This is a genomic window from Pseudomonas yamanorum (assembly GCF_900105735.1).
Classification (GTDB): domain Bacteria; phylum Pseudomonadota; class Gammaproteobacteria; order Pseudomonadales; family Pseudomonadaceae; genus Aquipseudomonas; species Aquipseudomonas yamanorum.
Window position 1 is genome coordinate 7,027,345 of record NZ_LT629793.1, and the last position, 26,283, is coordinate 7,053,627.

15 protein-coding genes and 4 pseudogenes are annotated in these 26,283 nt (G+C 57.0%); 10 read left to right on the forward strand and 9 right to left on the reverse strand.

The genetic code is table 11. The features are described 5' to 3' along the window. Positions 1–21: 21 nt before the first annotated feature. Positions 22–624: a dTMP kinase gene (locus BLU46_RS32445; protein ID WP_093209958.1), complete on the forward strand. Its 603-nt coding sequence runs from the start codon at positions 22–24 to the stop codon at positions 622–624. Here BLU46_RS32445 and BLU46_RS32450 read toward each other — a convergent pair. Continuing rightward, on the reverse strand, positions 607–6,063 hold the full coding sequence (locus BLU46_RS32450; protein WP_093209960.1) for a WGR domain-containing protein: 5,457 nt from the start codon (positions 6,061–6,063) through the stop codon (positions 607–609). The genes BLU46_RS32445 and BLU46_RS32450 overlap by 18 nt on opposite strands. Beyond that, complete coding sequence (locus tag BLU46_RS32455; RefSeq protein WP_093209963.1) at positions 6,051–7,253, reverse strand: M48 family metalloprotease; 1,203 nt, start codon at positions 7,251–7,253, stop codon at positions 6,051–6,053. The genes BLU46_RS32450 and BLU46_RS32455 overlap by 13 nt, the downstream gene beginning before the upstream one ends. Positions 7,254–7,536: 283 nt before the next feature. Between BLU46_RS32455 and BLU46_RS32460 the strand changes: the two genes are divergently transcribed. From BLU46_RS32460 to BLU46_RS32475, 4 genes are read left to right on the forward strand one after another with little or no spacing between them, the layout of a single operon-like run. Continuing rightward, positions 7,537–7,935 carry a cytidine deaminase gene (locus tag BLU46_RS32460; RefSeq protein WP_231988848.1) on the forward strand — a complete coding sequence of 133 codons (399 nt, stop codon included), beginning with the start codon at positions 7,537–7,539 and terminating at the stop codon, positions 7,933–7,935. A gap of 54 nt (positions 7,936–7,989) precedes the next feature. Continuing rightward, positions 7,990–9,255 (forward strand): NupC/NupG family nucleoside CNT transporter, encoded by a 1,266-nt coding sequence (locus tag BLU46_RS32465; RefSeq protein ID WP_017480294.1) that lies wholly within the window; start codon positions 7,990–7,992, stop codon positions 9,253–9,255. Positions 9,256–9,265: 10 nt separating this feature from the next. Further along, complete coding sequence (deoA, locus tag BLU46_RS32470) at positions 9,266–10,573, forward strand: thymidine phosphorylase (RefSeq protein WP_093209965.1); 1,308 nt, start codon at positions 9,266–9,268, stop codon at positions 10,571–10,573. Next, complete coding sequence (locus tag BLU46_RS32475; RefSeq protein ID WP_093209967.1) at positions 10,570–11,796, forward strand: phosphopentomutase; 1,227 nt, start codon at positions 10,570–10,572, stop codon at positions 11,794–11,796. The genes deoA and BLU46_RS32475 overlap by 4 nt, the downstream gene beginning before the upstream one ends. An 86-nt stretch (positions 11,797–11,882) precedes the next feature. On the opposite strand, the gene BLU46_RS32480 is transcribed toward BLU46_RS32475, so the two are convergent. Next, complete coding sequence (locus BLU46_RS32480) at positions 11,883–12,788, reverse strand: LysR family transcriptional regulator (protein ID WP_063030165.1); 906 nt, start codon at positions 12,786–12,788, stop codon at positions 11,883–11,885. Between the two features lie 189 nt (positions 12,789–12,977). Between BLU46_RS32480 and BLU46_RS32485 the strand changes: the two are divergent. The 4 genes and pseudogenes from BLU46_RS32485 to BLU46_RS32500 form a co-directional block, all read left to right on the forward strand. Then, a pseudogene (locus tag BLU46_RS32485) lies at positions 12,978–13,183 on the forward strand (SDR family oxidoreductase); the annotation flags it as partial. A gap of 169 nt (positions 13,184–13,352) precedes the next feature. Further along, complete coding sequence (locus tag BLU46_RS32490) at positions 13,353–14,753, forward strand: aspartate aminotransferase family protein (protein WP_093209969.1); 1,401 nt, start codon at positions 13,353–13,355, stop codon at positions 14,751–14,753. A 70-nt stretch (positions 14,754–14,823) separates the two neighbouring features. Beyond that, on the forward strand, positions 14,824–16,191 hold the full coding sequence (locus BLU46_RS32495; protein ID WP_093209972.1) for a glutamine synthetase family protein: 1,368 nt from the start codon (positions 14,824–14,826) through the stop codon (positions 16,189–16,191). Positions 16,192–16,415: 224 nt separating this feature from the next. Further along, the gene (locus BLU46_RS32500; protein ID WP_063030157.1) at positions 16,416–17,165 is read left to right on the forward strand and encodes an SDR family NAD(P)-dependent oxidoreductase; all 750 of its coding nucleotides are present in this window, start codon (positions 16,416–16,418) and stop codon (positions 17,163–17,165) included. Here BLU46_RS32500 and BLU46_RS32505 read toward each other — a convergent pair. Further along, positions 17,162–17,587 (reverse strand): annotated as a pseudogene (locus tag BLU46_RS32505) (helix-turn-helix transcriptional regulator); the annotation flags it as partial. The gene BLU46_RS32500 and the pseudogene BLU46_RS32505 sit on opposite strands and share 4 nt — an antisense overlap. Before the next feature lie 122 nt (positions 17,588–17,709). Beyond that, positions 17,710–18,705, reverse strand: a pseudogene (locus BLU46_RS32510) (DNA-binding protein). A gap of 182 nt (positions 18,706–18,887) precedes the next feature. On the opposite strand from BLU46_RS32510, the gene BLU46_RS32515 reads away from it, so the two are divergent. Next, positions 18,888–19,835, forward strand: a complete 948-nt coding sequence (locus BLU46_RS32515; protein ID WP_093209974.1) for a site-specific integrase — start codon at positions 18,888–18,890, stop codon at positions 19,833–19,835. 504 nt (positions 19,836–20,339) lie between these two features. On the opposite strand, the pseudogene BLU46_RS32520 reads toward BLU46_RS32515, so the two are convergent. The 4 genes and pseudogenes from BLU46_RS32520 to BLU46_RS32535 all read right to left on the reverse strand — a co-directional run. Then, a pseudogene (locus BLU46_RS32520) lies at positions 20,340–20,628 on the reverse strand (transposase); the annotation flags it as partial. 113 nt (positions 20,629–20,741) lie between these two features. Next, positions 20,742–21,005, reverse strand: a complete 264-nt coding sequence (locus BLU46_RS32525; RefSeq protein WP_093209976.1) for a LysR substrate-binding domain-containing protein — start codon at positions 21,003–21,005, stop codon at positions 20,742–20,744. Between the two features lie 672 nt (positions 21,006–21,677). Continuing rightward, on the reverse strand, positions 21,678–22,301 hold the full coding sequence (locus BLU46_RS32530) for a response regulator transcription factor (RefSeq protein WP_093209978.1): 624 nt from the start codon (positions 22,299–22,301) through the stop codon (positions 21,678–21,680). After that, positions 22,298–25,999, reverse strand: a complete 3,702-nt coding sequence (locus tag BLU46_RS32535) for an ATP-binding protein (RefSeq protein WP_172834567.1) — start codon at positions 25,997–25,999, stop codon at positions 22,298–22,300. The genes BLU46_RS32530 and BLU46_RS32535 overlap by 4 nt, the downstream gene beginning before the upstream one ends. Positions 26,000–26,283: the final 284 nt, after the last annotated feature.

The following is a 26,283-nucleotide window of genomic DNA, read 5'->3' on the forward strand; positions in this document are numbered from 1 at the left end:
GACCGCCCACTCTTTGTTTCCATGGACGGGCCCAAGGGCACCGGCAAGACCACACTGCTGGAAGCCGTTACGAAAGCACTGAGGGCTGACAACAAAAAGGTGATCCGGCTGTGCGAGAGAAAAAGCGATCCCTACCGAAGTGAAACAATGGTCCTCGTTAACCAACTCGCCAGAACGCCCAGCCGGGAGTTGGAGTGGGAGGTGTGTAAGCGCTTCGCCAACAGCCGTGCCTGGATTTCCCGACACGTGCTGACTCAACAGCCGACAGACAGCATTGTCTTGATTGACCGCTGGTACCCGTCGGATGCCGCATTTCGCCGGGGAGTCCCGTTGACAGATATCCTGCAGTTGAACAGTGATCGAAACGTGCAAGTGCCGGACCTGCATGTCGGGGTGGTCACCGACCCCGATATTTCATGGGCAAGGGCCGCTGCACGCCGGCGCGGGCTGAGCAGCACCGTGATCCACAGGCTGGAAGAACACATCGCCTGTACCCAGGCGTTCGAGCGAGCGGTTGCGGATCACGGCTGGGTGTTGTGCCGTAATGAAGGAACCATTGACGGCGCGACACAGCAGGTCATTTCCGAGATTTACAACGTCCTTGAATCATCCCGGTGTGATTGACCCCGCCTGCTCTTGATAGCCTTTGCGCAGTTTCTCCGCGATCAGCTTTTCCGCTTCGCGCACTGCGCGTTCGGGGCTGTCGAGGGACTTGATCAAGGTCTGGCCCTTGGTGCCGATGCGACCGAAGTTCACCACCACGTCCGCCTCCGTGACGCCGATACGCCAGAACTTGTTGGAGTTGCCTTCGCCAAAGGTGAACTCACGCATCGGGGTCTGTGCTTCAGGGGCTGGCGACGCCTCGACCTCGACGGTTTCGGGTTCCACTTCCTGTTCAGGTTCTGGCAGCGCAGGCGCCTCTTCACCCCGTAGCAGCGCTTCAATCTGACTCAGCACCTCTTCCGGGGCCCGCAGCCAGTCATGGCTGAGCACGTCGATAATCTTCCAGCCGAAACTGCGCAGCACGGTCGGGCGGAAGATATAACGCTCACGCACGTCAGTCGCGGCCGCCGTATCGCCGTCCAGCAACACGCCGAGGCTGAAGTGTTCACCGCTGGCGTCACTGATCGCCAGGTCGCAGCGGAACTGCGAACGACCGACGTATTCCTGCACCGTATGCCCGCGTTTGCGTAACGCGGCGGCGAGGGCGCTGCGCAGGCTGTCCTTGGGCAGGCTGACCGCAAAGGATTGCTTGGCGCCTGGATTGAGGTTGGCAAGGATGCCCTGGGATCGCGGCGCGTCGCCGTTGGCGCTGGCCTGGGCGAATTGCAGGAACCCGCGCAATGCTGCGGCACCGTCGTTGTGGGTGTTGGTGATGGCATCCGCTTCGATGCTGGAGACGATCGCCATGCGCTTGCGCGCACGGCTGAAGATCACGTTCAGGCGTTTTTCCCCGCCGCGCTGGTTGATCGGGCCGAAGTTCATCAGCATCTTGCCGTTCGGTCCTGGTGCGTAGCAGATGCTCAGGATGATCACGTCGCGTTCATCCCCCTGGACGTTCTCCAGGTTCTTGACGAACAGGCCGTTGAACTGCCCGGCGTCTTCACGCACATACTCTTGTTCAAGGCGGGTGGCAAAGGCCGAGTCACTGGCGGCCAGGTCCTCCAGGGCCTGCTCGATGGCGCCTTGCTGGGCCTCGGAGAAGGCCACGATGCCCAGGCTCAGGCCGGTCTCGCGTTGCAGCAGTTCACGCACCAGGTTGGCGATGTAGCGTGCTTCGGCCAAGTTGCTGCGGCTCAGGTAGACGCCATCGCTCATCTTCAGAAAGCTGATCGGGCTGTCGAGCAGCGTATCGGCGCCCTGAATCACCGCTTGGGCATCCATGGAGTCCAGGGCCGCTTGGGCCAGGGCCGGGCGCTCGATACGCCGGTCGGGAATGGTGATCAGCCGGCCTTCATAGAACGCCGCGTTGGAGAAGCTGATCAACGCTTCATGGCGGCTGCGGTAGTGCCAAGCCAGCAGAGTCGCCGGTAAATTACGCGCGGCCTGGCTCAGCAGGCTGTCGGCATCGAGGTTGATTGCGATCTGCTCGCCGTCCTCCATGGCAATCAGTTCGTTATCGTCCTGTTCGCCGGCGCTGGAGAAGAAGTTGGTGGGTGGCAATTGCATCTCGTCACCCACCACGATCACCTGTTGCGCACGACTCAAGGCCGGCACGGCTTCTTCGCTGGGGATCTGGCTGGCTTCGTCGAAAATCACCACGTCGAACAGGTCCGGGGTCAGCGGCAGCGTGTCGGACACCGACAGCGGGCTCATCAGCCAGATAGGCTTGAGGTCGTTGATCACGCGGCCACTGTCACCACTCGCCATTTCACGGATGGAGCGATAACGCATGGTCTTGCCCAGCTCGTGTTCCAGTTCACGGCGGCCCTTGGCATAGGCTTTCTTGAACTCACGGGCCTGGGCGTCCAGCTGAGTCACCGACATCGCCGATTGCTTCACGTGTTCCAGGAAACGCTGGTGCAGCGTGGCGCTGAGCACATGGGCGTTGTGTTTGAGCAGGCTGCTTTCAGCCTGGCTGACCTGCCGCGCGGCCAGGCTCAAGGCCGGGCCATCGAAGCGCGCCAGTTGCGGGTTGGCACGATACAGGCGGGTCAGGTTTTCCTGGGCAATCAACCCATCCAGCGCCTTTTGCGCCAAGGCGTGCTGTTGCACGGCCAACAGGCAGACGGGGTCGGCCTGGTGCAGCTCATTGAGCAGGGGCAGGGTGTCGGGCAGTTCCTCGAGTTCTTCACGCAGGTCGCGCAAGTATTCGGCCAACTCGCCCAGGCTCGGTGCCGGTTCAAACACGCAGTGCTGTGCAACCAGCTCGGCCAGGCGTGCAACCGGCTGGCGCAGGCTGGCTTCCTGGCGTACACCCGGCAGGGCGTTTGGGTTACCACGCAGGCCTTCGACCCACTGGCGCAATAACGGTGATGTGCTCAGTTGCTGGAGCAGGGCTTGCAGGTTTTGCACGAACTGGTCGATGTCCTGGATGCCGTAGTGACTTTGCAGGCGCTGCTGCTCGGCCTGCAACTCGGCGGTGGCGCGGTGTTCGCCGGCCAGGTTATCGAGCACGCTGCGGTAGCTGGGGCGCACCGCGTGCTGGCTGAAGTCGTAGCGCCGTTGCAACTCGCCGCGCAGCCGCCACCAGGCCGGTTGCAGCCAACGCAGCAACGAGCCTTCCAGGCGCTGCACCAGATCCTGTGCGGCCTGGGTGTCCTGGGGCGCGAGTTTGTCGCGCCAATGGCGGGTGGTTTCAGCGGCGTTGTGTTGTTGCACGGTCAGCGTTTGCAGAGCGGCTTGTTCGGCCTGCAACGCCTGGGAACCGGGTGAGCCCGATTCCAACAGGTCGAGGTGCGATGCCAGGTTGGCGCCGGTCAATTGCTCGGCTGCCTGGGTCAGCACCCGCGCATCCGCGAGACGCGTGTCACTGGACAGCAGGCTGGAGGATGACTCCAGAAACGGCTCGACGCTGTCCATCAGCCCACCGGCTTCATCCAGGAATGCCTTGAGCTGGCCATAGGCATGTTCGTGGGTAATGAGGCTTGAGGCCAGATGGCTGAAAGGGTGACGCGCAAAACTGTCGAGGCCGAAGCGCTCGTTGATCGCCTGATACAGGCGGCCAGTCAGTTCACTTTGCGCCTGCCAGTGACGCCATTCGGGCAAGCGTTCCAGAACTTCGGGCGGCAGCTTGGCAGCCACAGGCGGCAGGTCGATCAGATGCCGCACCAGTTCGCGCACCGAGCAGGCCAGCGTTTCCGGCACCTCGGTCATGGCCTGTTCAAAGCGCTCGATCAGACCCAGCTGTTGGCCCAGGGTGGCCAGTGTGGCGCTGCGTCGGGCTTGCAACTGCGACGACTGGGCATCGCCGGCTATCCAGCGCTCATAGCATTCGCGCAGGTTGCCCACGAAGGCCTTTTTGTCGGTCTGGGAGTCGTGAATCAGGCAGCACAACTCACCCAGTTCACTCTGTTGCAGGCGATGGAACACCACATCCAGTGCCGCGCGCTTTTCGCACACGAACAGCACCCGCAGGCCGCGACCGGCATAGTCGGCGATCAGGTTGGTGATGGTCTGGGACTTGCCGGTACCCGGCGGCCCCTGAATGATGAAATTGCGCCCGGTACGGGCCAGGCTGACGGCGGCATTCTGCGTCGCATCGCCGGCCACCACGTTCCATTGTTCCGGCAGCGGGATCGGGTCCGGTGCCTGGACTTCGACCTCCCGGGGCTCAATGGAGAACATCCGGTCAAACGCTTCGTTCTGCGCCGGCTCGTCGATCAACTGCGCGTAATCGCGCACCAGCGACATCTTGCGATAGTTGAAGTTGGCCAGGGTGACCTGGGTCAGGTCGATGTCCCAGGCGTAGCGATGCCCCTGATTCTCGGGCAAAGCGTAGGTGCTGTTTTCAGTGCTGCGGGCGACCATTTGTGGATGCTGGTCGCGCAGCGAAGGTTTGCCACCGACCGCCATGCGCAGCGGCAACACGCTGGGCAGGACTTTTTGCTGGAACAGTTGCAGGCCCAACGGGCGGTAGTCTTCGCGGTCGTAGCTGAAATCCGGCTTCACCAACGGCATGGCCGAGCGCTGACGGGCGCGGCGCCGCTGGAAGTGCTGCAGGTGCTGCACTGCCTTCTGGTGGATCAGTTCGATTTGCGGTTTGCTTTGCAGGCGCAACTCCACGCCGGGCTCGGTCAGCTTGATCTGGCGCGCAATATCCGCGTGGATTTCTTCAAGCGAGGTTTTTTGCAGGTCGACGGTTTCCGGCAACTGGATATCGTAGAGCTGGCGCAACTGATGACGCAGTACCGGGTTGAATTCGGCCTCGGTCTCATCGCACTGCAACATGAACTGGTCGCGCACACCTTTTTTGCGGCTCAGCTCCACCGGCAGCCACAGCAGCGGGGTGACGATGCGTTCTTCCGGCGTGTCCTTGAGGTTGTGCCAGCGCATGAACGCGACCACCAGGCGCAGGTTGCTGAAGCCGAACTCGGCACGATCGCGGCGGGTTTCCTGGATGATGCGTTCCAGGGACGCCTGCAGCCAGGTCTGGTCTTCAAACCGCAGCCATTGCTGCAGGCCAACCGGCTTGCCGCTCAACACCTGCTCGGAGAAACCACCGAAGGTAGGCTGCCAGGTGCACAGCGATTCAGGTCGGATGCTTTCGATCCGCATCACCAGCGGCACGCTGGCCACGGTCAGGTTGACGTTGGCCTGGGTCGGCCGGAAGTGCAGCAGGCGATTGCGCCGCGACAGGTCGAACAGCCGGTTGCGCAGGTGCTCCAGCACCACGGTGCGCCGCGACGCCGGGCCTTCGGCCTGGGCCAGCACACGCTCGACATCCAGGCTGGCCGGCTGCTCGCGCCAGGACTCCAGGCGCCGGGCCAGGGAACTGACATCGGTGGCGCGCTCATGCCGGTTGAGTTCGGTCATCTCGACGATCAGGTTGGCCAGCACCGGGTTGAGCCGGCCATTGAGCTGGAACAGGTTGCGCCGATGCCGGGCAAAGGTCTTTACATCGTTGATATCGGCAAAGTCCAACCCGCAGGCCAGGCACGCGAGCAACTGCCCGAGTTGGAAAATATCGGTGATTTCGTCGTGATGCCCGAGACGATGCTCCCAGCTGTGCAAGTCCGTGAGGAACACCGGGTGGTCGATGGCCTGGTGCGGGTCTTCCTGCACGTGCAGGTCGGTAATGGCCACGCCACTTTCCGAATCCCGGGTCAGGCGTACCGTGCCGACGATATTCAGCGCCGACTCCGGATTGGGCTGCACTTGCTTGATCGCTTCCAGCGCCAGACGCGGCGGTACACCTTCGGGGTTACGCAGTTGCAGGGTGCGCTCCGGCCCTTGCAGCACGTCGAGATAACTGAGCTGGGCGACACGCCCCTGATCATGCAGTTGCGCCACCTGGCGCAGCAGCGGCAACGCCAGGAACACCACATCATCGATAGGCACGGCAGCGCCATCGTGGCTCTGCAGCAATTGAGTGAAGGTGACGGGTTGGGTTATTGGGTCCATGTGTCGACCTCCGCTTTGAGCGCGCGAGCGATCGGGTCGAGCTCACGTTTGGGTAATTTGATATCGCGTTTTAGCACGCTGATAAAGTCGTCGGCGCTGCCGAGTTTCTTCGCGGTGCGCGCGGCATGCAGCAATGCTTCGTCGCGCAGGTCACGGTCCACCAGGCTCAGGTCGAGCATGATGAAGTGCAGGTATTCGTGGATGCTCGCGTCGATACGTTCGGCATTCAGCGTGCCAAGGTCCAGGGGCGTTTCATTGTCTTTCCAGTCGGGAAAGAACCCCCGCACCTGATTGAGCACAGCGTCCGACTGCAACACCGGTGCACTGATAAAGCTGGCGATAAAGCCGCGGGTGAGGGCGGTCAGCTCCACCTGGTCGGTCACATCCAGGCGACTGAGCGACAACGGCCCGCGCAATCGGCGGTGCAGCCAGGCGTCCGTCTCCGGGAGCTGCTGCCACCAGCTGTCTACTGCCTGGGAACGCAGAAACGCCTCCGGATGCGATACGCCCTGAGACAGCTGTGCATCCTTGCCATCCAGTTCACGGGCCTGCTGCAGATAGCTGGCCGCATCGACGCTGACAATCCCGGTGTGAATCTTCACCAGCGAGGTGATGGACGCTTCCGGCCCACTCGCCACCAGGGCTGCACCGCGGTCGGCATAGATTTCGGTGTGCAGGCTATATAAACGTGCGGTCTGTTCCAGACTGGCTGGCGTATACACGTCAGCCATCGCGTGATTCAGAATGCGGTCGGCGGTGAGATAGTCCCCATCGTGCTCCGACCACAAACGGTAATGGGCCAGCTCATGCCCCAGCAACGCCAGCAACTCCTGGGCGTCGAGCCGTTCAAGAATCGGCCCGTAGAACACCACATGCACCTCACCGGCCAGGTAATACAGGCTCGCATTCATCACGCCGTCGCCGGCCTGGTAGAGCGTGGCGGGTGCCTGGATCTGCAAGCACTGCAACGCCGTCTCGCAAGCCTGATAGGCCTGCGGGTGAGTCTCGGGGCTCAGGCGATAGGTGTCTCGCAGCAATTGCGCGCGTACGTCCTGGGCATGTTCCTGCTGAACACCCAGGGACGAGGCCCAGCTCCACACGGCAGGTTCACTGGTTTTCAGGTACTCGACCACCTGTTGGTGGTAAGGCAGTGGCGTCAGGCTGCTGATGTCCAGCGCGGGGGTACTCATCGTTCAAACGTCCTTGAGGATACGGCTCCATAAGCTGCGCCTGGGCTGGCATCCCGGTATCAGTGATAGGCAATAAACGCGGAGCATACCTAGGGGTTGGGGAAATTACTTGTGAAAGTACACAGCCCGTGTGCGCTGGCGTGTTCAAGCCGTTAACGGTGGGACCTTTGTGCATACGCGCAGAAAAAGATTGAATATTCACATCTATTGTTATTTAAATAACACCACAATAGCGTCACGACCTCCCTGGCCGTGCTCGCAACAAGATGGGATGACCCTGTGCATGACAAGTGAAGAACATTTGATGGAACAGGCAAAGCGTGCCGCCGAGAGCACGTACTCGCCTTACTCCCATTTCCCGGTCGGCGCAGCATTGCTGACTGCCGACGGTGAGGTGGTACAGGGTTGCAACGTGGAGAACATCTCTTACGGGCTGACCAATTGTGCCGAGCGTAGCGCGTTGTTCAGCGCCATCAGCCAGGGCCATGCGCCGGGCAGTTTCAAGGCGATGGCTGTTTATGCACCCAACGTTTCACTGATAAGCCCTTGCGGTGCCTGCCGCCAGGTGATGCTGGAGTTGATGGCCAAGGATGCGGTGGTGATTTGCCAGGGCAGTGACCCTGCCGCCACGCGTACCTGGACCCTGGCGCAATTGCTGCCGGGCGCCTTCGACGCTTTCTAATCCTGGGCAGGCCTTCGGGCCTGCGTCCGCTTGGTCCATTGTTGAGACGCCTGCATGATCAGTCTTGTCGGAATAGCGACCCTTATTCTCATTGCCATTGCTTTATCTCATCAACGACGCTCGATCAACTGGCGCACCGTCTCGGTAGCGTTTCTGATCCAGGTGTTGATCGGTGCTTTTGCGCTGTACGTGCCTTGGGGCCAGACGGTGCTGGCCTCGCTATCGGGGGCGGTGGCCTCGCTGCAGCTCTACGCGAACAAAGGCATCGAGTTTCTGTTTGGCGGCCTGAGTTCGCCGCACATGTTTGAAGTGTTCGGCAGCGGTGGGTTTGTATTCGCGATCCGAGTATTGCCGATGATCGTGTTCTTCGGCAGCTTTATCTCGGTGCTGTATTACATCGGCGTGATGGGCTGGATCATCCGGTTGGTGGGCGGTGCGCTGCGCCTGTTGCTGGGCACCAGCCGCATCGAGTCGATGGTGGTGACGTCGGCGATTTTCATTGGTCAGTCGGAAGTACCGCTGGTGGTACGGCCGTTCATTGCCAAGCTGACTCGCTCGGAGTTATTCGCGGTGATGGTCGGCGGGTTCGCGGCGGTGGCCGGCTCGGTGCTGTTGGGTTACGCCGGGCTGGGGGTGGAGCTCAAGTACCTGATCGCGGCGTGTTTCATGTCGGCGCCCGGTGCGCTGTTGATGGCGAAGCTGATGGAGCCGGAAACCGAATCAGCCCGCACCGAACAGGTGATCGAGGAACTGGGGCAGGCAGAGAATCGCCCCACCAATATCATCGATGCCGCCGCCGAAGGAGCCCAGGTTGGCTTGCGCCTGGCACTGTCCGTCGGTGCCATGCTGCTGGCGTTTATCGCGCTGATCGCCCTGTTCAACGGGCTACTGGGCTGGGCCGGCAACTGGTTTGGCTACCCGCAGTTGACCCTGCAACTGGTGCTCGGGCACGTGCTGGCGCCCATCGCTTTTCTGCTGGGGGTGCCGTGGCACGAGGCGGTCATGGCCGGCGGTTTTATCGGTGAAAAGCTGGTCCTCAACGAGTTCGTCGCCTATGCCGACCTGGCCAACTACCTGACCCCGGCCAAAGCCGCCGAGGCCGGTGTGCCGCTGTTGTCGGTCCACACCCAAGTGATCGTCACCTTCGCCCTGTGCGGCTTTGCCAATCTGTCCTCGATTGCCATTCAGCTGGGCGGCCTGACGGGTATCGCCCCGCAACGCCGCCAAGAACTGGCGCGGCTGGGCCTGCGGGCCATGATCGGCGGCACGCTTTCCAATCTGATGAGTGCGGCGATTGTCGGCTTTTTCATCTCGCTGTAAGGAGCACAGTATGTGGTTGCCACAAGAAGTGATTCGCCGTAAACGCGACGGGCACGCCCTGGCCGCAATGGACATTCAACGGTTTGTCGCCGGCATTGCCGACGGCAGCCTCAGCGATGGGCAGGTCGCGGCGTTCGCCATGGCGGTTTTTATCAAGGGTATGGATGTGACCGAGCGCATCGCCTTGACCGAAGCGATGCGCGACTCCGGCCAAGTATTGAGTTGGGATCTGCCGGGGCCGATCGTGGACAAGCATTCCACCGGCGGCGTCGGCGACATGATCAGCTTGCTGCTGGCACCTCTGCTGGCGGCCTGCGGCTGTTACGTGCCGATGATTTCCGGGCGTGGCCTGGGGCACACCGGCGGCACCCTGGACAAGCTCGAGAGCATCCCCGGTTACGACTGCCAACCCAGCCCTGAACGTTTGCGCACGGTGGTGGCCGAAGTCGGTTGCGCCATCATCGGCCAGACCGCCAACCTTGCACCCGCGGACAAACGTTTATATGTGATCCGCGATGTGACCGGGTCGGTCGAGTCGATTGATCTGATCACCGCATCGATCCTCGGCAAGAAACTCGCCGCCGGCCTCGACGTATTGATCATGGATGTAAAAACCGGCAACGGTGCATTTATGGCCGAGCCCGAACAGGCGCGCGAACTGGCCGCCAGCATCGTCGCCGTGGCCAACGGTGCCGGGGTCAACACCCGCGCCCTGATCACCGATATGAACCAGCCCCTGGCCCGCAGTGCCGGCAATGCCCTGGAGGTTGCCGAAGCCGTAGCACTGCTCAAGGGCGAGGTGCGCAGTGAACGCCTGTGGGCAGTGACCTTGGCCCTGGCTACCGAGGTACTGACGATGGCCGGCCTGGCGAGGGATGAGGCTCAGGCCCGTGATCAATTGCTTCAGGCCTGGCAGAGCGGGGCAGCCTTGCAGCGCTTCGAGCAAATGGTCAGTGCCCTGGGTGGCCCGCAGGGCTTTGCTCACAACCCCGATGCGCATTTACCCAAGGCCGCCGTGTCGGTACCGGTGTGGGCCGAGGAGGAGGGCTGCGTCAGCGAGATCGACACCCGGGCGGTGGGCTTGGCGGTGGTGGCATTGGGCGGCGGGCGCAGCCATCCAGACGATGTGCTGGACCTGTCGGTCGGCTTCAGCGAGTTGGCCTTTGTCGGTGAACAGGTGAACGCGCAAAGACCCTTGGGCTGGGTACACGCGCGCAATACAGAGCAGGCCGAACAGGGGGCATCCGCCTTGCGCGCAGCCTATCGATTAGGCGGTGAGCGTTTAGCTGAACGCAATTTGATCCAGGAAATACTATGAGCAAGGCCATCGTGTTGGTGCTGGATTCGTTGGGCATCGGTGCCAGTGCCGACGCCGCCCTTTTTGGTGACTCAGGCGCCGACACCTTGCGCCATATCGCCGAGGCGTGCGCCCGTGGCGAAGCCGATGGGCCGTTGCGCCGGGGGCCGTTGTCCCTGCCGAATCTGGGACGCTTGGGATTGGGGGCTGCAGCGGCGGCCAGTGGCGACGGACCGTTGCCGGGCCACTGGGGCGACGCCGCACCGAGCGGTGCTTTCGGCCACGCACGGGAGCAATCGTCTGGCAAAGACACACCGTCCGGGCACTGGGAAATGATGGGCGTGCCGGTGTTGTTCGACTGGGGTTATTTCGAAAAGCCGGTCAACTCCTTTCCGCCACAGTTGCTGGCCGACCTGATTGAACGGGCAGGCTTGCCGGGCATCCTGGGCAACTGCCATGCCTCGGGTACCACGGTGCTGGACGAGTTGGGTGAGGCACACATCCGCAGCAAGCAGCCGATTTGCTACACCTCGGCCGACAGCGTGATGCAGATCGCGGCCCATGAAAGCCATTTCGGGCTCGAGGAGTTGTACCGGGTGTGTGAAATCGCCCGCACTTTGTGTGATGAATACACCGTTGGCAGGGTCATTGCCCGTCCGTTCACCGGGGAACACACGCGTGAGTTTCGCCGCACCGGCAATCGCCGCGACTACACCGTGCCGCCGCCATCGGCGACATTGCTTGATCATCTCTGCGACGCAGGCGGCACCGTGCACGCGGTGGGCAAGATCGGCGACATTTTCGCGCACCGCGGCATCAGTCGGTTGTACAAGGCCGACGGCAACGACGCGCTGTTCGATGCCACGCTCAAGGCTTACACGGAAGCGCCAGACAACAGCCTGGTGTTTGCCAATTTCGTCGACTTCGACATGCTCTACGGCCACCGCCGGGACCTGGCCGGGTATGCGGCCGCGCTGGAAGCGTTCGACCGCAGGCTGCCGGAGTTATTGGCGTTGATGGACCCGCAAACGTTGCTGGTCATCAGCGCCGACCACGGTTGTGATCCTTCTCGTCCGGGCAGCGATCACACCCGCGAGCATGTGCCTGTATTGGCTTATGGTGCGGGCGTGGCGGCGGGGTGGTTGGGCGAGCGTGACAGCTTTGCTGATATTGGCCAGACGGTGGCGATGCATTTGGGGTTGGGGCCGTTGGAGTGGGGGACCTCTTTCAGAAGGAGCCCATGACCAACACGCAAGTCTGGTCTGCGACGTTCTCAATCGCACGGGCTATCTGATGAATGAGCCATACCGCAGGCAGTATTTTTTACTCCTTAAACACGACGAGGCTCGCCCTCGGCAATTTTGCGCATCAGGCTCAGGTAGCGACTTGCTGCCAGCCCCAAGGGGCGGTTCTTTACCCAGATGATATCGACCCATAACCGCATCTGACTTGGCATGTAGTCAAACACCACCTCCGTCAATGCGCCCGAAGTGATCAGGGGTTGTACCAGCGGTTGTGGAAGATAAGCCCAGCCCAATCCTTGCTGCACCAGGTCCAGCGTTGCCAGATAGTTGTCGCTGTGCCAAATCCGCCGTGAAAGCACAACACGTGGATCAGAGTCTGTAGGGCCTCCAGTAGCAACGATGATCTGCCGAACGTTGACCAACTGCTCTTCACTCAAAGGGCGCTTCTTGCCGGCGGCCGCAGGATGATCAGGAGAGGCAACGGCTACCAACAATTGGCTCCCCGCTTCAAGAAACGTCTCCCGCTCGTCAAGCCCTGGTCGTTCAAATCCCAGTGCCAATTGCACACGCCCGTCATGGAGCATGCGCATCGCCTCCGGATGCGACGCGGAGCGAATCTCGATTTCAAGCGTGGGGAACTCGCTGGCGATAATGGACAGCGGACGATTCCATACGCCTGTTTGCAACTCCGGCGCCATCGCAAGGACCAAGCGCTCCTCCAACCCCTGATGAAGCTGGAGCGCATGGGCGTCCAGCAGGTTCAACTGGCTGGCAACCTGGCGTGCCTGGGGCTCCAGTGCTTTGGCGGCGGCCGTAGGAATGGCTTTGCGGGTTGACCGATCAAACAGCAATAAATCCAGCTCTGCTTCAAGCTGCGACACCGCCATGTTAATGGCCGAGGGTACCCGGCCCAATTTGCGTGCGGCGGCAGAAAAGGAGCCGCTGTCGACAACCGCAAGGAAAACTTTGAGTGACTCACTAGTAAAGGCCATAGCAGTTGTCAAATTTTCTGATAATGATCGTCTTTATTTATCAGATTTATTCGCCTAATTTCCACCCCTATTACCAATTAAGACGTGGGGTACACCATGTTAAATACTGATTTGAGGGGGCAGGTGGCACTTGTCAGTGGTGCCGGAAGTGAAGCGGGTATTGGTATGGCGATCGCGCGCAGGCCGGGTGCAGCGGGCGCAATGGTGGGCATGAACATGGGGCTTGCGCTTGAAGTCGCCAAGCAGGGGATTACCGTCAACAGCGTGGCCCCCGCGAAGCGGCGGCGGTTGCATTTCTGGCATCGCCTGACGCCAGTTACATCACGGGGGAAGTCCTCGTGGTGGATGGCGGGAACTGTCTGATCGAGAGCAAAGCCTCTCACGGCGATTATTAAGTTTGAATACGCTCCAGCGCGCTCAATCCACGATATTGGGCGGGGGGCTATAACCAAGATTTATAAAAGCGCGATGTATCAAAGAACAGTTGAGTTCTTTGAGCCGTATCCGGCTGTCATTCAGCAACGAACTTTTAATTAATTTGGTAATTAACATAGGGTATTGATCATGTCGAAAAGTGGAATTAGTGAATCAGCGATTGCTGCTTTTACCGCTTCCGAGCGTGCCCGGTTTATAGAAAACAACCCAACTTCACTGGCGCTGGCCGAGCGCGCCAAGGCGAATCTGTTCAACGGTGTGCCCATGCACTGGATGAGCGACTGGTCGATGCCTTCGCCGCTCTTTGTCCAGCGTGCAAAAGGGGCGCGCTTCACCGACGTTGACGGGCATGAATACATAGACTTTTGCCTGGGCGACACCGGCACGATGTTTGGCCATTCACCTGATCCTATTGTCCGCGCCATAACCGAGCAGGCGAATAATGGCTTGACCACGATGCTGCCGGGCGAAGACGCGGTGATCTGCGGCGAATTGCTGGCTCAGCGATTCGAGCTGCCTTACTGGCAAGTGACCGCCAATGCGACTGACGCCAACCGGTATGTGCTGCGCTGGGCGCGCGCTATCACCCAGCGCAACGTCTTGCTGGTGTTCGATGGCTGCTACCACGGCACCGTGGATGACGTGATGGTGCGCTACCGCGATGGCAAAACAGTGCCCCGTTCAGGTCTTGTGGGCCAAGCCTACGACTTGAGCCAATACAGTCGATCCATCCCCTTCAACGATGTCGCCGCACTGGAGGCGGCGTTAGCCCAGGGCGATGTGTGCGCGCTGATGTGCGAGCCGGCAATGACGAACATTGGCATGGTCCTGCCGGATCCGGGGTTCATGCAAAAGTGCCGGGAGCTGACCCTTAAATATGGCAGCCTGTTGGTCATTGATGAGACCCATACTATTTCCACCGGCCTCGGTGGATGCACTCGCCAGTGGGATTTGAAACCCGACTTTTTCGTGGTGGGTAAACCCATTGCCGGTGGCGTGCCTTGCGCGGTGTTTGGCGTTAGCGAGCCAGTCGCCTCGGCCATGCGCGACGTCCAGAAGACCATCAGCGAGGAGAGCGGCGGGCATGGCCACAGTGGCATGGGAACGACGCTGTCCGCCAACGCACTGGCGATGCGTTGCATGCGCGTCAGTCTCGAAGAGGTCATGACGGAGTCTGCGTACGAGCACATGTTGCCCCTGGCCTCAAGGCTGGCCCAGGGATTTCGAGGGTTGTTCAAGCGGCACCAACTGAACTGGTCTGTCACAGAGTTGGGCGCGCGTTGTGAGTTTCAATTCTGTGCTACCTCGCCAAGAACAGGCGCGCAAGCCGAGGCGGCTTTTCATGACAGCCTTCAAATGGCGCTGCATCTTTATCTGATCAATCGCGGAATCCTGATCACGCCTTTTCACAACATGACCCTGTGCTGTCCGCAAACAAGTGATGCGGATATCGACAGGCTGATCGGTGAGTTGGATAACGCGCTTTCCACGCTGCTTGCCCTACCTGGAGCGCGGGTTATCCCTTCATAACTGCACGCCTGAAAACGCCATTGTTCTTAAATACTGTCCAGTCGTTTGAATGAGCGCCAAGAGGTTTGACATGCAATTTGCTGATAAAAAAGAGGCCGTAGATTATCTGGCCGCCCACCCTGAAGTACTGAGCATCGAGTTGTTTCTTATCGACGCAAACGGTGTTCCACGCGGCAAACTGTTGCATCGCAACGAACTATTGGCGATCTACGAAAGTGGTCGGCCGCTGCCAAGTTCCATTCTCGCCTTGACCGTGCAGGGTGAAGACGTAGAAGACACGGGCTTGGTCTGGGATGTCGCTGATGCCGATTGCTGGACCTACCCGTTAGCGGGAAGCCTGACCTTGCAACCTTGGCGCACTCATCCCACAGGCCAAGTGCATGTAAGCATGCACCCGACCCAAGGCATTCCCGCCGCACCGGCCGACCCGCGGCACGTACTGGTGCATGCCATTGACCGGCTGAAAGCCGATGGATTCCACCCGGTAATGGCCGTTGAATTAGAGTTCTACCTGCTGGACCAACAACGCGATGCCAATGGTCGGCCGCAGCCAGCGTTGCAGACCAATGGCGTCCGCCCTCAGGCACCGCAGGTTTATGGCATTTACGAGTTGGAGCAGCTTCAACCTTTTCTTGATGACCTCTACGCTGCGTGCGCGCTACAGGGGCTGCCGGTACGTACGGCCATCTCCGAGTACGCTCCAGGCCAAGTCGAATTGACGCTGGAGCATCGTTTCGATGCGCTTCAGGCTATTGATGAAGGCGTACGTTACAAACGCCTGGTCAAAGGTGTAGCCAACAAACATGGACTACAAGCGTGCTTCATGGCCAAGCCGTTCAGCGACCAGGCCGGCAGCGGTATGCACCTGCACGTCAGCCTGGCCGACGAGGAGGGTAATAACCTGTATGCGAGCGAAGACCCACAGGGTACGCCACTGTTGCGTCACTCAATTGGCGGGATGATGGCGACCCTGTTTGACTCGCTGGCAATATTTTGCCCCCATGCCAATTCCTATCGCCGGTTCCAGACCGGTAGTTACGCGCCGTTGGCCAAAAGTTGGGGAGTAAACAATCGCACGGTGTCGTTCCGCGTCCCCGGAGGCCCCGCAATAAGTCGGCACATCGAACACCGCATTTGCGGGGCCGATGCCAACCCGTATCTTGCCGCTGCCGCATTACTTGCGGGCATTCACTACGGCATCACTCGTCAAAGCGATCCCGGCGCGGCGATTGAAGGAAATGGGTATGAACAGGCAACTGATTTCCTGCCTACTGACTGGCTAACAGCGTTGCAGGCCCTGCAAGATTCAGCTTGGGCACACGAGGCGCTGGGAGCCGAATTCCTTAAAGTGTATCTGGCGATCAAATGGCGCGAGTTCCGTAAATTCAACGCCGAAGTCGGGGAGCAGGACTGGCGCTGGTACCTCACGCACGCATAAGTGTCGGCCCGTCAGCATGACCTGATAATGGAGCGCTGACGGCACCGACTCAGCTGTATTTACGAACACATGGGACTGCGTACTGAGGGAAATCACGCCCGCGTCACCGCGTATCACGGCTGGACGATCGCGAAGCTTTTTTGGAGGACTGGCTATTAACCCGCCTGGGCGTTGCTCCTAAGCTGGACTGACTGATTTTCAGCCAGCAACAGAAGGGTGTGAACATGAAAAAGCTGCACAAGAAAGTCGCTCTGGTGACCGGTGCCTCCAAAGGCATCGGCGCGGCGATTGCCAGGCAATTGGCCAAGGATGGCGCCACCGTGATCGTTAACTACGCCAGCAGTCGTGAGGATGCCGACCGCGTGGTCGAACAGATTCTGCAGACTGGCGCCAGGGCCTACGCAGTGCAGGCCGATGTTTCCAACAGCACTGACCTTAAGGCTCTGTTCAAAACCATTGTGCATGAGCATGGCCACCTCGACATCCTGGTCAACAATGCCGGCGTCTATTCGACCAACCCGTTGGCTGACATTACGCAGGAGGAGTTCCACCGCCAATTCAACCTCAACGTCCTGGGGCTGATTCAATGTACTCAGGCAGCGGTTGAGGTATTCAATTCGGCAGGTGGCAGCATCGTCAACATCAGTTCCAGCGTTACCTCGTTCACACCGGCCAACTCGACGGTGTACACCGCGTCCAAAGCGGCGGTCGATGCTATTACCCGTACCTTGGCCAATGAGTTAGGCCCCAGGAATATCCGTGTCAACTCGGTCAACCCTGGGTTAGTCGTCACCGAAGGCGTGCATGCCAGCGGTTTCTTCGAAGACGCGTTCCGCCAGAAGATCGAAGCCATTACGCCGCTGGGTCGCATCGGTCAGCCCGAAGACATTGCACCCGCCGTCGCGTTCCTGGCGTCGTCGGATGCAAGCTGGATTACCGGTGAAACCCTGATAGTCGGCGGCGGCCTGCATTAAGCCTGGGCGGTGTGCTCGCGCACATAGTGACGGGGCGACTGCGACATGACGCGCTTGAACGCCGTGCTGAAGGCGCTCTCGGACTCATAGCCCAATGAAAACGCGATGGTGGAAATGGAGTCATCGGAGCTCTTCAGCCTGTCGCTGGCCAGCAACATGCGCCAGCGCGTCACGTACTCCATCGGTGCAGCACCGACCACCTGCTTGAAGCGCAATGCGAACGCCGAACGCGACATGGTTGCCAGCTGCGCCAGTTCCAAGACACTCCAACGATGGGCCGGGTCAGCATGGATCGCGCTCAGGGCGACGCTGAGGTGACGGTCGGCCAAGCCGTAAAACCAACCGACGCCACTGCTGTCCAGGTTCGCCAGGTGGGTACGCAGCACCTCGACCAGCATCAGATGCGCCAAATGCTCGTTCATGGGGTCATGCCGAGATAAAGGAAATTTAGGACATTTGACCTGTAACAGCATGATCTAATTATATTTTCATGGAGCGCCACTCCACACACAAAAACGCAAAATTCGGCCATTTCAGTAATGGTTCAAGAGCTACTCGCACCATCTCTGTCAGCTGGTAGCGAATGCCCGAGTAGCTTCAGGTGTGCTACGGCCTCAACCAGGCGCTCCTGTAGGTTTTGCGCATACTCCGCTTGGGAAGCATTAATCTCGCCAAGCCGCGCCACCTCATCTTGCAGGGTTTGGCAGTGTTGCTCCACGGCGTCCTCCTTCCGCTCAGCAGTGGCCAGTGCACTCTGAGCGGACTCCAGAGTTTGGAGCTTTTGCTCCAGCATCTGTTGCTGGGCTCGCTGATCCTTTTGCAGTTGTCGTGCCTCGGTGAGCAGCCGCTCATTGTCGCGGTTCAGTCGGGTCAGTTCGTCCTGCTTGACGATCAGGGTTTACTGCAACTGGCGTATCTCCAGTTGCACCTGTTGAACCTGGGACTCGTGACGGCGTTGTTCCTGCTCACGCTGCTCCTTGCTGGCCTGGCGATAGTGCTCCAGGGCATCGCGGGCGTGCTGATGCTTTTCCTCCAGCGAAAGGATCTGCCCGTCGCGATCCAGCAGACGTGCCGCTTGATCGAGGTTGGCCTGCTGCAAGCGGGCGTTCTCTACCTCGGCTTGCTGGCGTTGCTGCTGCGCCTTCTGCAACTCTTGTTGAGCAACTTGGAGGTGTACATCTGAAGCAGCGGCCTGACCTTCCAGCTGCTGGATACGATTTTCGGCCTGGCGGATCTGATTCTGATAGTCGAGCCGTTCGCGTGCCAGTTGCTCGCGCTCCTGGGCCACAGTGGTCTGGGCTTCCTTTTTCAGTTGATCGGCCAACTGGCCTACCAAATTGGCCAGTTGCTCGCTGAGCGGCAGTGCGTCCCCGTGGGGCTCCACGCCTTCAAGTTCTTTCAGGTAGCGGTGAATCGTGGTTTTCGAGCCGGTATTGCCCAGCTCGACCCGTACCGCATCGATGCTGGGGTTTTCTCCCCGAGCCAAGATGGTCAACCGCGCCCTCTGAACCAGCGCCTTGTTGATGCCGCCTCGCGCCATGCTCTGCTCCTACGTTTTCGTACTGTTGTACATACCACGTATTTACGTCCTATATTTGCATAAAGTACAGACATCTAAAGCAGTATTCATCTGATAAAATAATCAAGACTTATCACATCATAGCGCTGCTTTTCGTCTTTTTCAGCGCTGGGAACGGTACGTTTTCGCGGAGAAGGGCCGAGATGAACAAAGCGGATCGCTACCTGCAGGCCGGCACCCGGGAAAACACCCGGCGCAGCTACCGCGCGGCAGTGGAGCACTTCGAAGTGATCTGGGGTGGGTTTCTGCCGGCGACTGGCGATGGCATCGTGCGTTACCTCGCCGAGTACGCGGATAAACACACCATCAGTACCCTGAAGCAGCGCCTGGCTGCCCTGGCTCAGTGGCATATCACTCAAGGATTTCCTGACCCGACTAAGACACCCACCGTGCGGCAGATGATCAAAGGCATCCGCACCTTGCACCCGGTCCAAGAGAAGCAAGCGGCCCCTCTCCATCTCCTTCATCTGGAACAAGCGGTGACCTGGCTCGAGCGCGAAGCCGCGCACGCAGCGGAGCGACATGACTTCCATAACGTGATGAAACATCGACGCGACATCGCCTTGGTACTGATCGGATTCTGGCGAGGTTTTCGGGGAGATGAATTGGCACGTCTGCAGGTCGAGCACACTCAAGCGGCTCCTGGCGCCGGCATCACCTTCTACCTGCCGCACACGAAGGGCGATCGACAGCATCTGGGCGCGAGCTTTCAAACGCCCGCCCTCAAAAAGCTCTGCCCTGTTCAGGCCTATATCAACTGGATCACCGTGGCCGGCATTGCCCGCGGGCCAGTGTTCAGGAAGGTGGATCGCTGGGGGAATCTCGCTGACGGCGCTATCAACCCGAACAGCCTGATCCCGCTGCTCCGCCGCATTCTTAAGCAAGCGGGTGTCCCGGCAGAGATGTACAGCAGCCACTCGATGCGACGCGGATTTGCGACCTGGGCGTCCGCCAATGGTTGGGACATCAAATCACTGATGAGTTACGTGGGCTGGAAGGATATCAAGTCAGCGCTGCGCTACGTAGATGCTGGCTCTTCCTTTGGAGGGCTTGCGATTAGAGCGTCAGCGCCAAAAATGGATCTTCTGTAAGAAACCGCTTACGGGATGGTGATTCTCAGGGAGATACCGGGACGGCATTAGTCAGCATGTCGGTGTTAATAGCGCAGCAGAAACCTTGGAATTCGTCTCGCTCATCCAAGTTGTGTAAGTGCATCGAATTGACCATCTGTTTGCACCGCTGGTGACCACCCATTTGCATTCGACCTGACCAGCACACGCCGTAGTGACGACCGGCAGAGAACGGCCCAGAGTGTGTAAAAACGCTAGATCCCGTCTCGATGCTGGGCGGCTGTCCGGCTTCGTAGCCTGGCCAAGGCACCATGTCCCTTCCTGCCCCCCCCAGCAACGCGCCAGATCATCGGGACACGTAAACACAGGCCGGTTTTTAGGCCGTTAACGCCTTCAGCAAGTAATGGGTACCGATGATGTTCATGACCCGTTTCAAGTTGTAGGGGAGCACATTCAAGCTCATCTCCGTACTCACCCCGGCCAGCTTTCGCGTCAGGAAGTGCGTTTCCCCCATCCATTGGTTGAGTCCGGCATCAAACGCCTGGCCAACCACATCAGTTCGACGCTGCGTTGAGCTTCTCGCTCCAAACGGCGGCTCGACTGGATGCGGTTGAGATAACCGTAGACATAGATCTTCAACAAGACCGAGGGGTGGTAAGCAGGCCAGCCAGTATAGGCTGGGATGGCACCTTCAAAACTCAGATCGACCAAGTCGAGTTCATCGACAAAGACGTCGACTACGCGCACCGGGGTTGGTATCGCTGACATAGTCGTCGAGGCTATCGGAAAGTAAGGTCCCTTGGCCTCGATGTTCAGGTAAATCCTATGCGATCGGTGGTCAATGCGAATGCAAATGACTGATCAAGTCGGATGCAAACGGGTTGTCAAGTGAAGTGCAATTTCGCATTGCATTCCCGCCGTTTTCAATTAACCCGACTTTCTTAGTTTTTTATGCAAAAATTCGATGAAATGCTGGGTCTTGGCGGGCAGAAGCCTGGTTTGCGTGATGGCATCAACCGGCACCGACTCCCCCTGCCAGGTGGGCAGTACCCGACGTAGCCGGCCCGCCGCTACGTCATCAGCCACCAATTGCTCGGGCATCACAATGACTCCCATATCCAGGGCTGCCAAACGACGGATCATGCCGATACTGTTGATCGAGAACCGTCCCCCGCCGAGCTTCACAATCATATTGGTGTTGCCATCGTGCTCGTGATTACGGCGCTCAGTTGGAGCAAGCGCTTAGAAGCGCAGTCGTGACTGTCGGGCGCAAGGTATACTCAGGTGTAGCGCACGAGCTCTTCGGTACCGGAGAGGTAGTGCAAAAAGCGCAGGACGCCCAGGCTCACGCTTGAAGGCGGACTTAGACAAATAGGCAAAACGAGCACGACGATCAGTGTGAGTTTCTCGCGCCTTATATTACTCACTCACTAGCAGGAGATGATCATGAAAAAGCTATCTATATGTGCTTAGGCCTCTTCAGTGTATTCATCCTCCATGAATGCTTTGACAACGCGGATAACGCATCGTAAGACAACTCCAATGGCTTCAAGCCTCCTGTCCAGATGCAGGAAATAAGACAGATGAGAGTAAGTTGCGATTGGCGCCCTAGACAGGAGTGCACTCCTTGGGCCAATAATATTTAGCACAATAAAATGGTGATCGAAATGAATTGCCTGATTTGTATGGAGGCTGCTGAACGCTTTAAATGCAACTGCCCGTGTCTGCCCGGAGTACGGGAGGAATCGAATCTCAGCTGGGTTGATTCTCGTACTGATAGATCAAGGGCCAATTTTCGATATTTTGTATGCCAGTGGTGGCTTCGAGGATTTGTTGTATTCAAAAAATTCTCCGTTACAATATTTAAATAAGACCGTTTCTTTTTGCAAGGTCGGCCAAGTCTAGAATACCGTTAACCTGAAGTTTTTGCTGAAGCCTACTTCGGTATGTGCTGACAGTTTTACTGCTTATGTGTAGGTTTGTTGCTATGCTAATGTTAGATTCGCCCCTTGTTAAGGCTCGCAATACGTTTAGTTCTCTAGGGGATAATTGACTGATCATTTCCCTTTCTGTTGAAGCGAAGTCCTGCTTGCGAACGGAATTCATGATTTCTTTTGAGAACCAAGTATTGTTGCTTTTTAGCGCCATGCAAGCGGCTAATAGTTCTGACATGTCACTATCTTTCCGAAGGTAGCCACTAGCACCTGCATGGATACAGCGGACGGCAATCTCAGTACTCTGCACGCCGGTTAGGATAAGGGTGCGATATTCTTTGGATTGCAACCAAAGTTTTTTGAGTACCCCCAATCCGTCAAGTTTAGGTAAGTCAATATCGAGTATTATAATATCTGGATCGAGTTCTTGAATCATCTGAAGTGCGGTTAATCCGTCACTAGCCTCTCCTAAAACATCAAAGCCATTTTGTGTAAGAAAAGAGCGTAGGGCGCAGCGTATCACCGGGTGATCGTCTACCAATAAAATTTTCATGTCTTGTCCTTGCTATCTAGATTTGATGTCGTGTTCCGACTCTTCAGGCGTGTGTAAATAAGCTGTTCTAGTCGTTGCAGCGCACGTGTAAGGGTTGATACTTCGTCTTCCAAATAGGCTGTGTTTTTTGATTTGGCGCTAGCTTCAATCGCTATGCAAGCATCTACAACCTCATTTGCATCGACATACTGGGCCGCGCCCTTGATACGGTGAGCGAGGCTGGCCAAGCCTGGTAGATTTTGCTCTTCGAGATAAATTGATATTTTTTCGGCATCGAGTCTATTGGTATAAATGAGCTCCTCAAAAAAAGCATCATCTTTCGTAAAATTTTTGTTTTCAAAGTCCGTATCAGCTGTAATTAACCTGTTTTCCGAAGACTGCGATACCTGTGTTCTATCACCGAAGATCCGGCTGATCTGGCGATTTATTTCTTCAAGTGTAATTGGTTTGAATAGACATTCGGTCATGCCAGCCTTTTTACAAGCAACAATCATCTCTGACTGTGCGTTAGCGGTCAGTCCCAGAATAGGAATGCGAGATTCAGCAAGGTTACTTTCTACTTTACGCAGCATGCGAGTAAAATCCAGGCCGTCGATTCTAGGCATATTACAGTCTGTGATAATAAGATCGTATGGCGTCTTGGCGTTGCGCCATAATGAGAAAGCCATTTCACCATCCTCGGCAGCATCAACTGTATGCCCCGAGAACTCCAGCTGTCTGGAGAGGAGCAGCCGGTTTGCGGAATGGTCATCAGCAATCAGAATATGCAGGCGAGCTAGCTGATGTTCATTTAACGTTGCAGGCGCATAAAGCTCCGACTTGTTAGATAGTCGTGCGCTGAAGCTTAGCCCGAACGTTGAGCCCGCACCGAGTTCACTTTCGACCTCTATGGAGCTTGACATTAATGCCGCTAAGCGTTGCGAAATACTAAGCCCAAGCCCTGTGCCTCGATCTGCCATACTTTGATTACCCACCTGGACAAATGGTTCGAAGATGGCCTCCTGTTGCTCATCGCTCATACCAGGCCCTGTATCGGTGACCTCAACGGTGTAACGTCTCGACTGGGCGTCAGAGATATTGATGTCTTGAAAAATAGACAGTTCAACATTACCAGATTTCGTGAATTTTATAGCGTTACTCAGTAAGTTAGAGACAATTTGCTTGAGCATAAGCGAGTCTACAAGGACGTAAGGATCCTGCACTTCAATAATTAGCATTATTTCAAGGCCTTTTTTCTTCGCGCTCTGCTCAAATAAAGTAAAAACGGACTCAATCAGTTCAGCTATATTGGTTGCTTGAAGGGATGATGTTATTGCTCCTGCCTCTATTTTTGATAAGTCCAGTATATCCCCGACTAAAGCTAGAAGTGATTGTGCTGACTCATGAGCGATTTGCAGATATTCCTTAGCTTGCTCTTTATCATCGCTTCGATATTGTAATAACTCAAGAAGACCGGTAATAGCATTCATGGGCGTCCTGATTTCGTGGCTCATACTGGCTAGGAAAACTGATTTTGAACGGCTCGCCGCATCTGCTATTTCTTTAGCTTTAATTATATCCAGCAGTAAGCGCTCTCGTTCAGTGATGTCGAGCCAGCCTCCGATAATACCAACGTGTTCACCGGCAGAGTTTCGGAATGGTAGTGTCCAGTGGTAAATTTGATAAGGAAGTCCTTGTACAAAGACTTCCAGGTTTGCAAAAGTTGGTTTTCCGTCAATGAGCGTCTGCTTGTATAATGAGTGATACGACTCCGTGATTTCGGAGGTCATGATAGGGCTTTCATTTAAAGTTTTGCCTATTACTTCTTTGCGATCTGTTTTTAAGAAGTCCAGATAAGCGTCGTTGCACTGTAAAAGACGCCCATGTTTGTCACGTACGTACTGTGCGACGGGAGATCCATCCACCAGGGTTCGGGTGAATTCAAGTTGATCACTTAGCGCTAACTCCGCCTTTTTTCTTTGATTGATTTGTTTGCGAAGATAGACGTTCCAAGCAATGAACAGAAGAGCTATTGCGACTGTAATCCCGACTGAATTGTATACAAAGCTCCGGTAATTGCTCCAAGAACTGGCCGGTGTTGGATTTGATCGTGTACGCCAGCGTTCAACTATACGTGAAAGCTCCTCTGGGGGGATGTCCATCATTGCTTTATTAATAATACTCAATAATAGTGGCTCATCTTGCCGTGTGGCCATGGCGATATGGGCCGTCCGAGCCCCAACATTAGAGTTTATACGCATGCTATCTTTAAAAAAATTTTCAATAAAATACTCTGCGCTGATTTGAGTATTAACGGTTCCATCTACCTTGCCTGTAGATAATAGCTCAATTCCGTTCGCAGCGTCGCCAGTACGCACAAGCTTGATCTTTGGGAACTCCATACTCAGCCACGGTATGAGTGGATTTCCTTCAGGGATCGCTAAGCTTTTTCCATTCAGATCCTCCAGCGATAAAAGTGGTGGATCATCTATCTTCGAAGCAATGACGAAAGGGCTTGCTAAATAAGGTCTGCTAAACAACATGGTTTCTTTACGATTCTCGCCCACCGCCAAGGCTCCAATCAAATCCGCTTGGTTGCTATTAAGCATATCTACAGCGGTGATGATACTGTCCGCTGGTATCACCGTGAATATTAACCCTGATCGTTTCTGAATATGACTTAGCACATCTGCGCCTAAGCCATGAAGTACCAGTTTTTCATCGAAAAAAGTAATAGGTGCATATGTGCCATTCACCACAACACGGACGTGTTTGTTGGCATTGAGCCAGATTTTCTCAGGATGAGTAAGTGCCAAAGGATTTGCTCTTTCAACATGTTGAGCGCCCATTCTCCACCTTGATGCGATGCGCATCCTCCGTGCGAGAGGTAGGGAAACTAATACTTGATTGATACCGTCCAGTAACGCAAGGTTATCAGCGCTCACTGCAAAGCTGGCGTTAAATGAAGGAGTTCGGGATAGAGAACCGGCGGTAGCTTTGTTCAGATATGCTCGATTGATCAAGTATTCGGCTGAGGCAAGATCGCTCCAGAGGACATCAACCTGACCATATACCAATGCTGCAACCGCATTTTGCGGGGTGTTGTAGTGCACGATCTGCGCATGTGGGTACAGAATTTTAACTCTAGCGACGACTTGAGCATCCGCAGCGATACCCAATCTTCGTCCAGCTAAATCACCCGAGGTGTCTAAGACATCGCTTGGACGTTTTAAAATTACACTCTGATTAAGAAAGTAGGGAAGAGATGTAAGGATATCCGATCTCGTATGTGCATCATCAGTATAGAGTGCCAGCATTTCGACCTGACCTTGGAGCAGAGCCTGTTCTGCTTCCACTTGGCTGGCAAAACGGAATATAGCCAGTGGGATATTTAAGCTTTGTGAGAGGACGCCTAAATAGTCAGCACTTATGCCTTCAAATCCATCAGCTTGGTACTGAAGGTCGAACGGAGGGTAGGGGTCTGTGCCCCATACCGCGACCCTTATGCGCCTATGATTTTCGAGCCAGTTTAGGGTAGCTGGCGAGAGGTCGGCAGCAGCAGGTATTACAGGCGTTCGGACGATCAACCGAAGAGCATCGAGCTCGGCTAGCAGGACAGAGCTATGAAGCAAAATGAGGATGAGGCTCAGGGCTCTGAAAAAATAGATGGTCGTATCCTCATTTCTATAGGTTTTGGGTTCGCAGGGTATGGCAACCATTCGGCGATAGCCTGAGACTACGCCTAACTTACCGCTGTCCCGGCTAGTTACGTCAGTGACGTGTCTGCTGAACGCTAGGGGTACTGAAGACATCAGCGCGAAGTCCAGCCTATAACCGCGTTGATGGTCGACCGATGCTTTCCAGCATAGTAGAGCCGATGGAGAACGCTTTATCCAGCATATCGATGCCGCTTAGCAAATTAGCAAACTCGTGTTGGTCGGAAATATGAGGCGCTAAAACGACTTGCACGAAGCCCCTCTTTGCTTCGAGCCCTCGCTGTGCT

Coding starts and splice junctions, on each gene's coding strand:
- BLU46_RS32445 (WP_093209958.1), top strand. CDS start 22: ATGGACGGGCCCAAGGGCACCGGCAAGACCACACTGCTGGAAGCCGTT.
- BLU46_RS32450 (WP_093209960.1), bottom strand. CDS start 6,063: ATGGACCCAATAACCCAACCCGTCACCTTCACTCAATTGCTGCAGAGC.
- BLU46_RS32455 (WP_093209963.1), bottom strand. CDS start 7,253: ATGAGTACCCCCGCGCTGGACATCAGCAGCCTGACGCCACTGCCTTAC.
- BLU46_RS32460 (WP_231988848.1), top strand. CDS start 7,537: ATGACAAGTGAAGAACATTTGATGGAACAGGCAAAGCGTGCCGCCGAG.
- BLU46_RS32465 (WP_017480294.1), top strand. CDS start 7,990: ATGATCAGTCTTGTCGGAATAGCGACCCTTATTCTCATTGCCATTGCT.
- deoA (WP_093209965.1), top strand. CDS start 9,266: ATGTGGTTGCCACAAGAAGTGATTCGCCGTAAACGCGACGGGCACGCC.
- BLU46_RS32475 (WP_093209967.1), top strand. CDS start 10,570: ATGAGCAAGGCCATCGTGTTGGTGCTGGATTCGTTGGGCATCGGTGCC.
- BLU46_RS32480 (WP_063030165.1), bottom strand. CDS start 12,788: ATGGCCTTTACTAGTGAGTCACTCAAAGTTTTCCTTGCGGTTGTCGAC.
- BLU46_RS32490 (WP_093209969.1), top strand. CDS start 13,353: ATGTCGAAAAGTGGAATTAGTGAATCAGCGATTGCTGCTTTTACCGCT.
- BLU46_RS32495 (WP_093209972.1), top strand. CDS start 14,824: ATGCAATTTGCTGATAAAAAAGAGGCCGTAGATTATCTGGCCGCCCAC.
- BLU46_RS32500 (WP_063030157.1), top strand. CDS start 16,416: ATGAAAAAGCTGCACAAGAAAGTCGCTCTGGTGACCGGTGCCTCCAAA.
- BLU46_RS32515 (WP_093209974.1), top strand. CDS start 18,888: ATGAACAAAGCGGATCGCTACCTGCAGGCCGGCACCCGGGAAAACACC.
- BLU46_RS32525 (WP_093209976.1), bottom strand. CDS start 21,005: ATGATTGTGAAGCTCGGCGGGGGACGGTTCTCGATCAACAGTATCGGC.
- BLU46_RS32530 (WP_093209978.1), bottom strand. CDS start 22,301: ATGAAAATTTTATTGGTAGACGATCACCCGGTGATACGCTGCGCCCTA.
- BLU46_RS32535 (WP_172834567.1), bottom strand. CDS start 25,999: ATGGTTGCCATACCCTGCGAACCCAAAACCTATAGAAATGAGGATACG.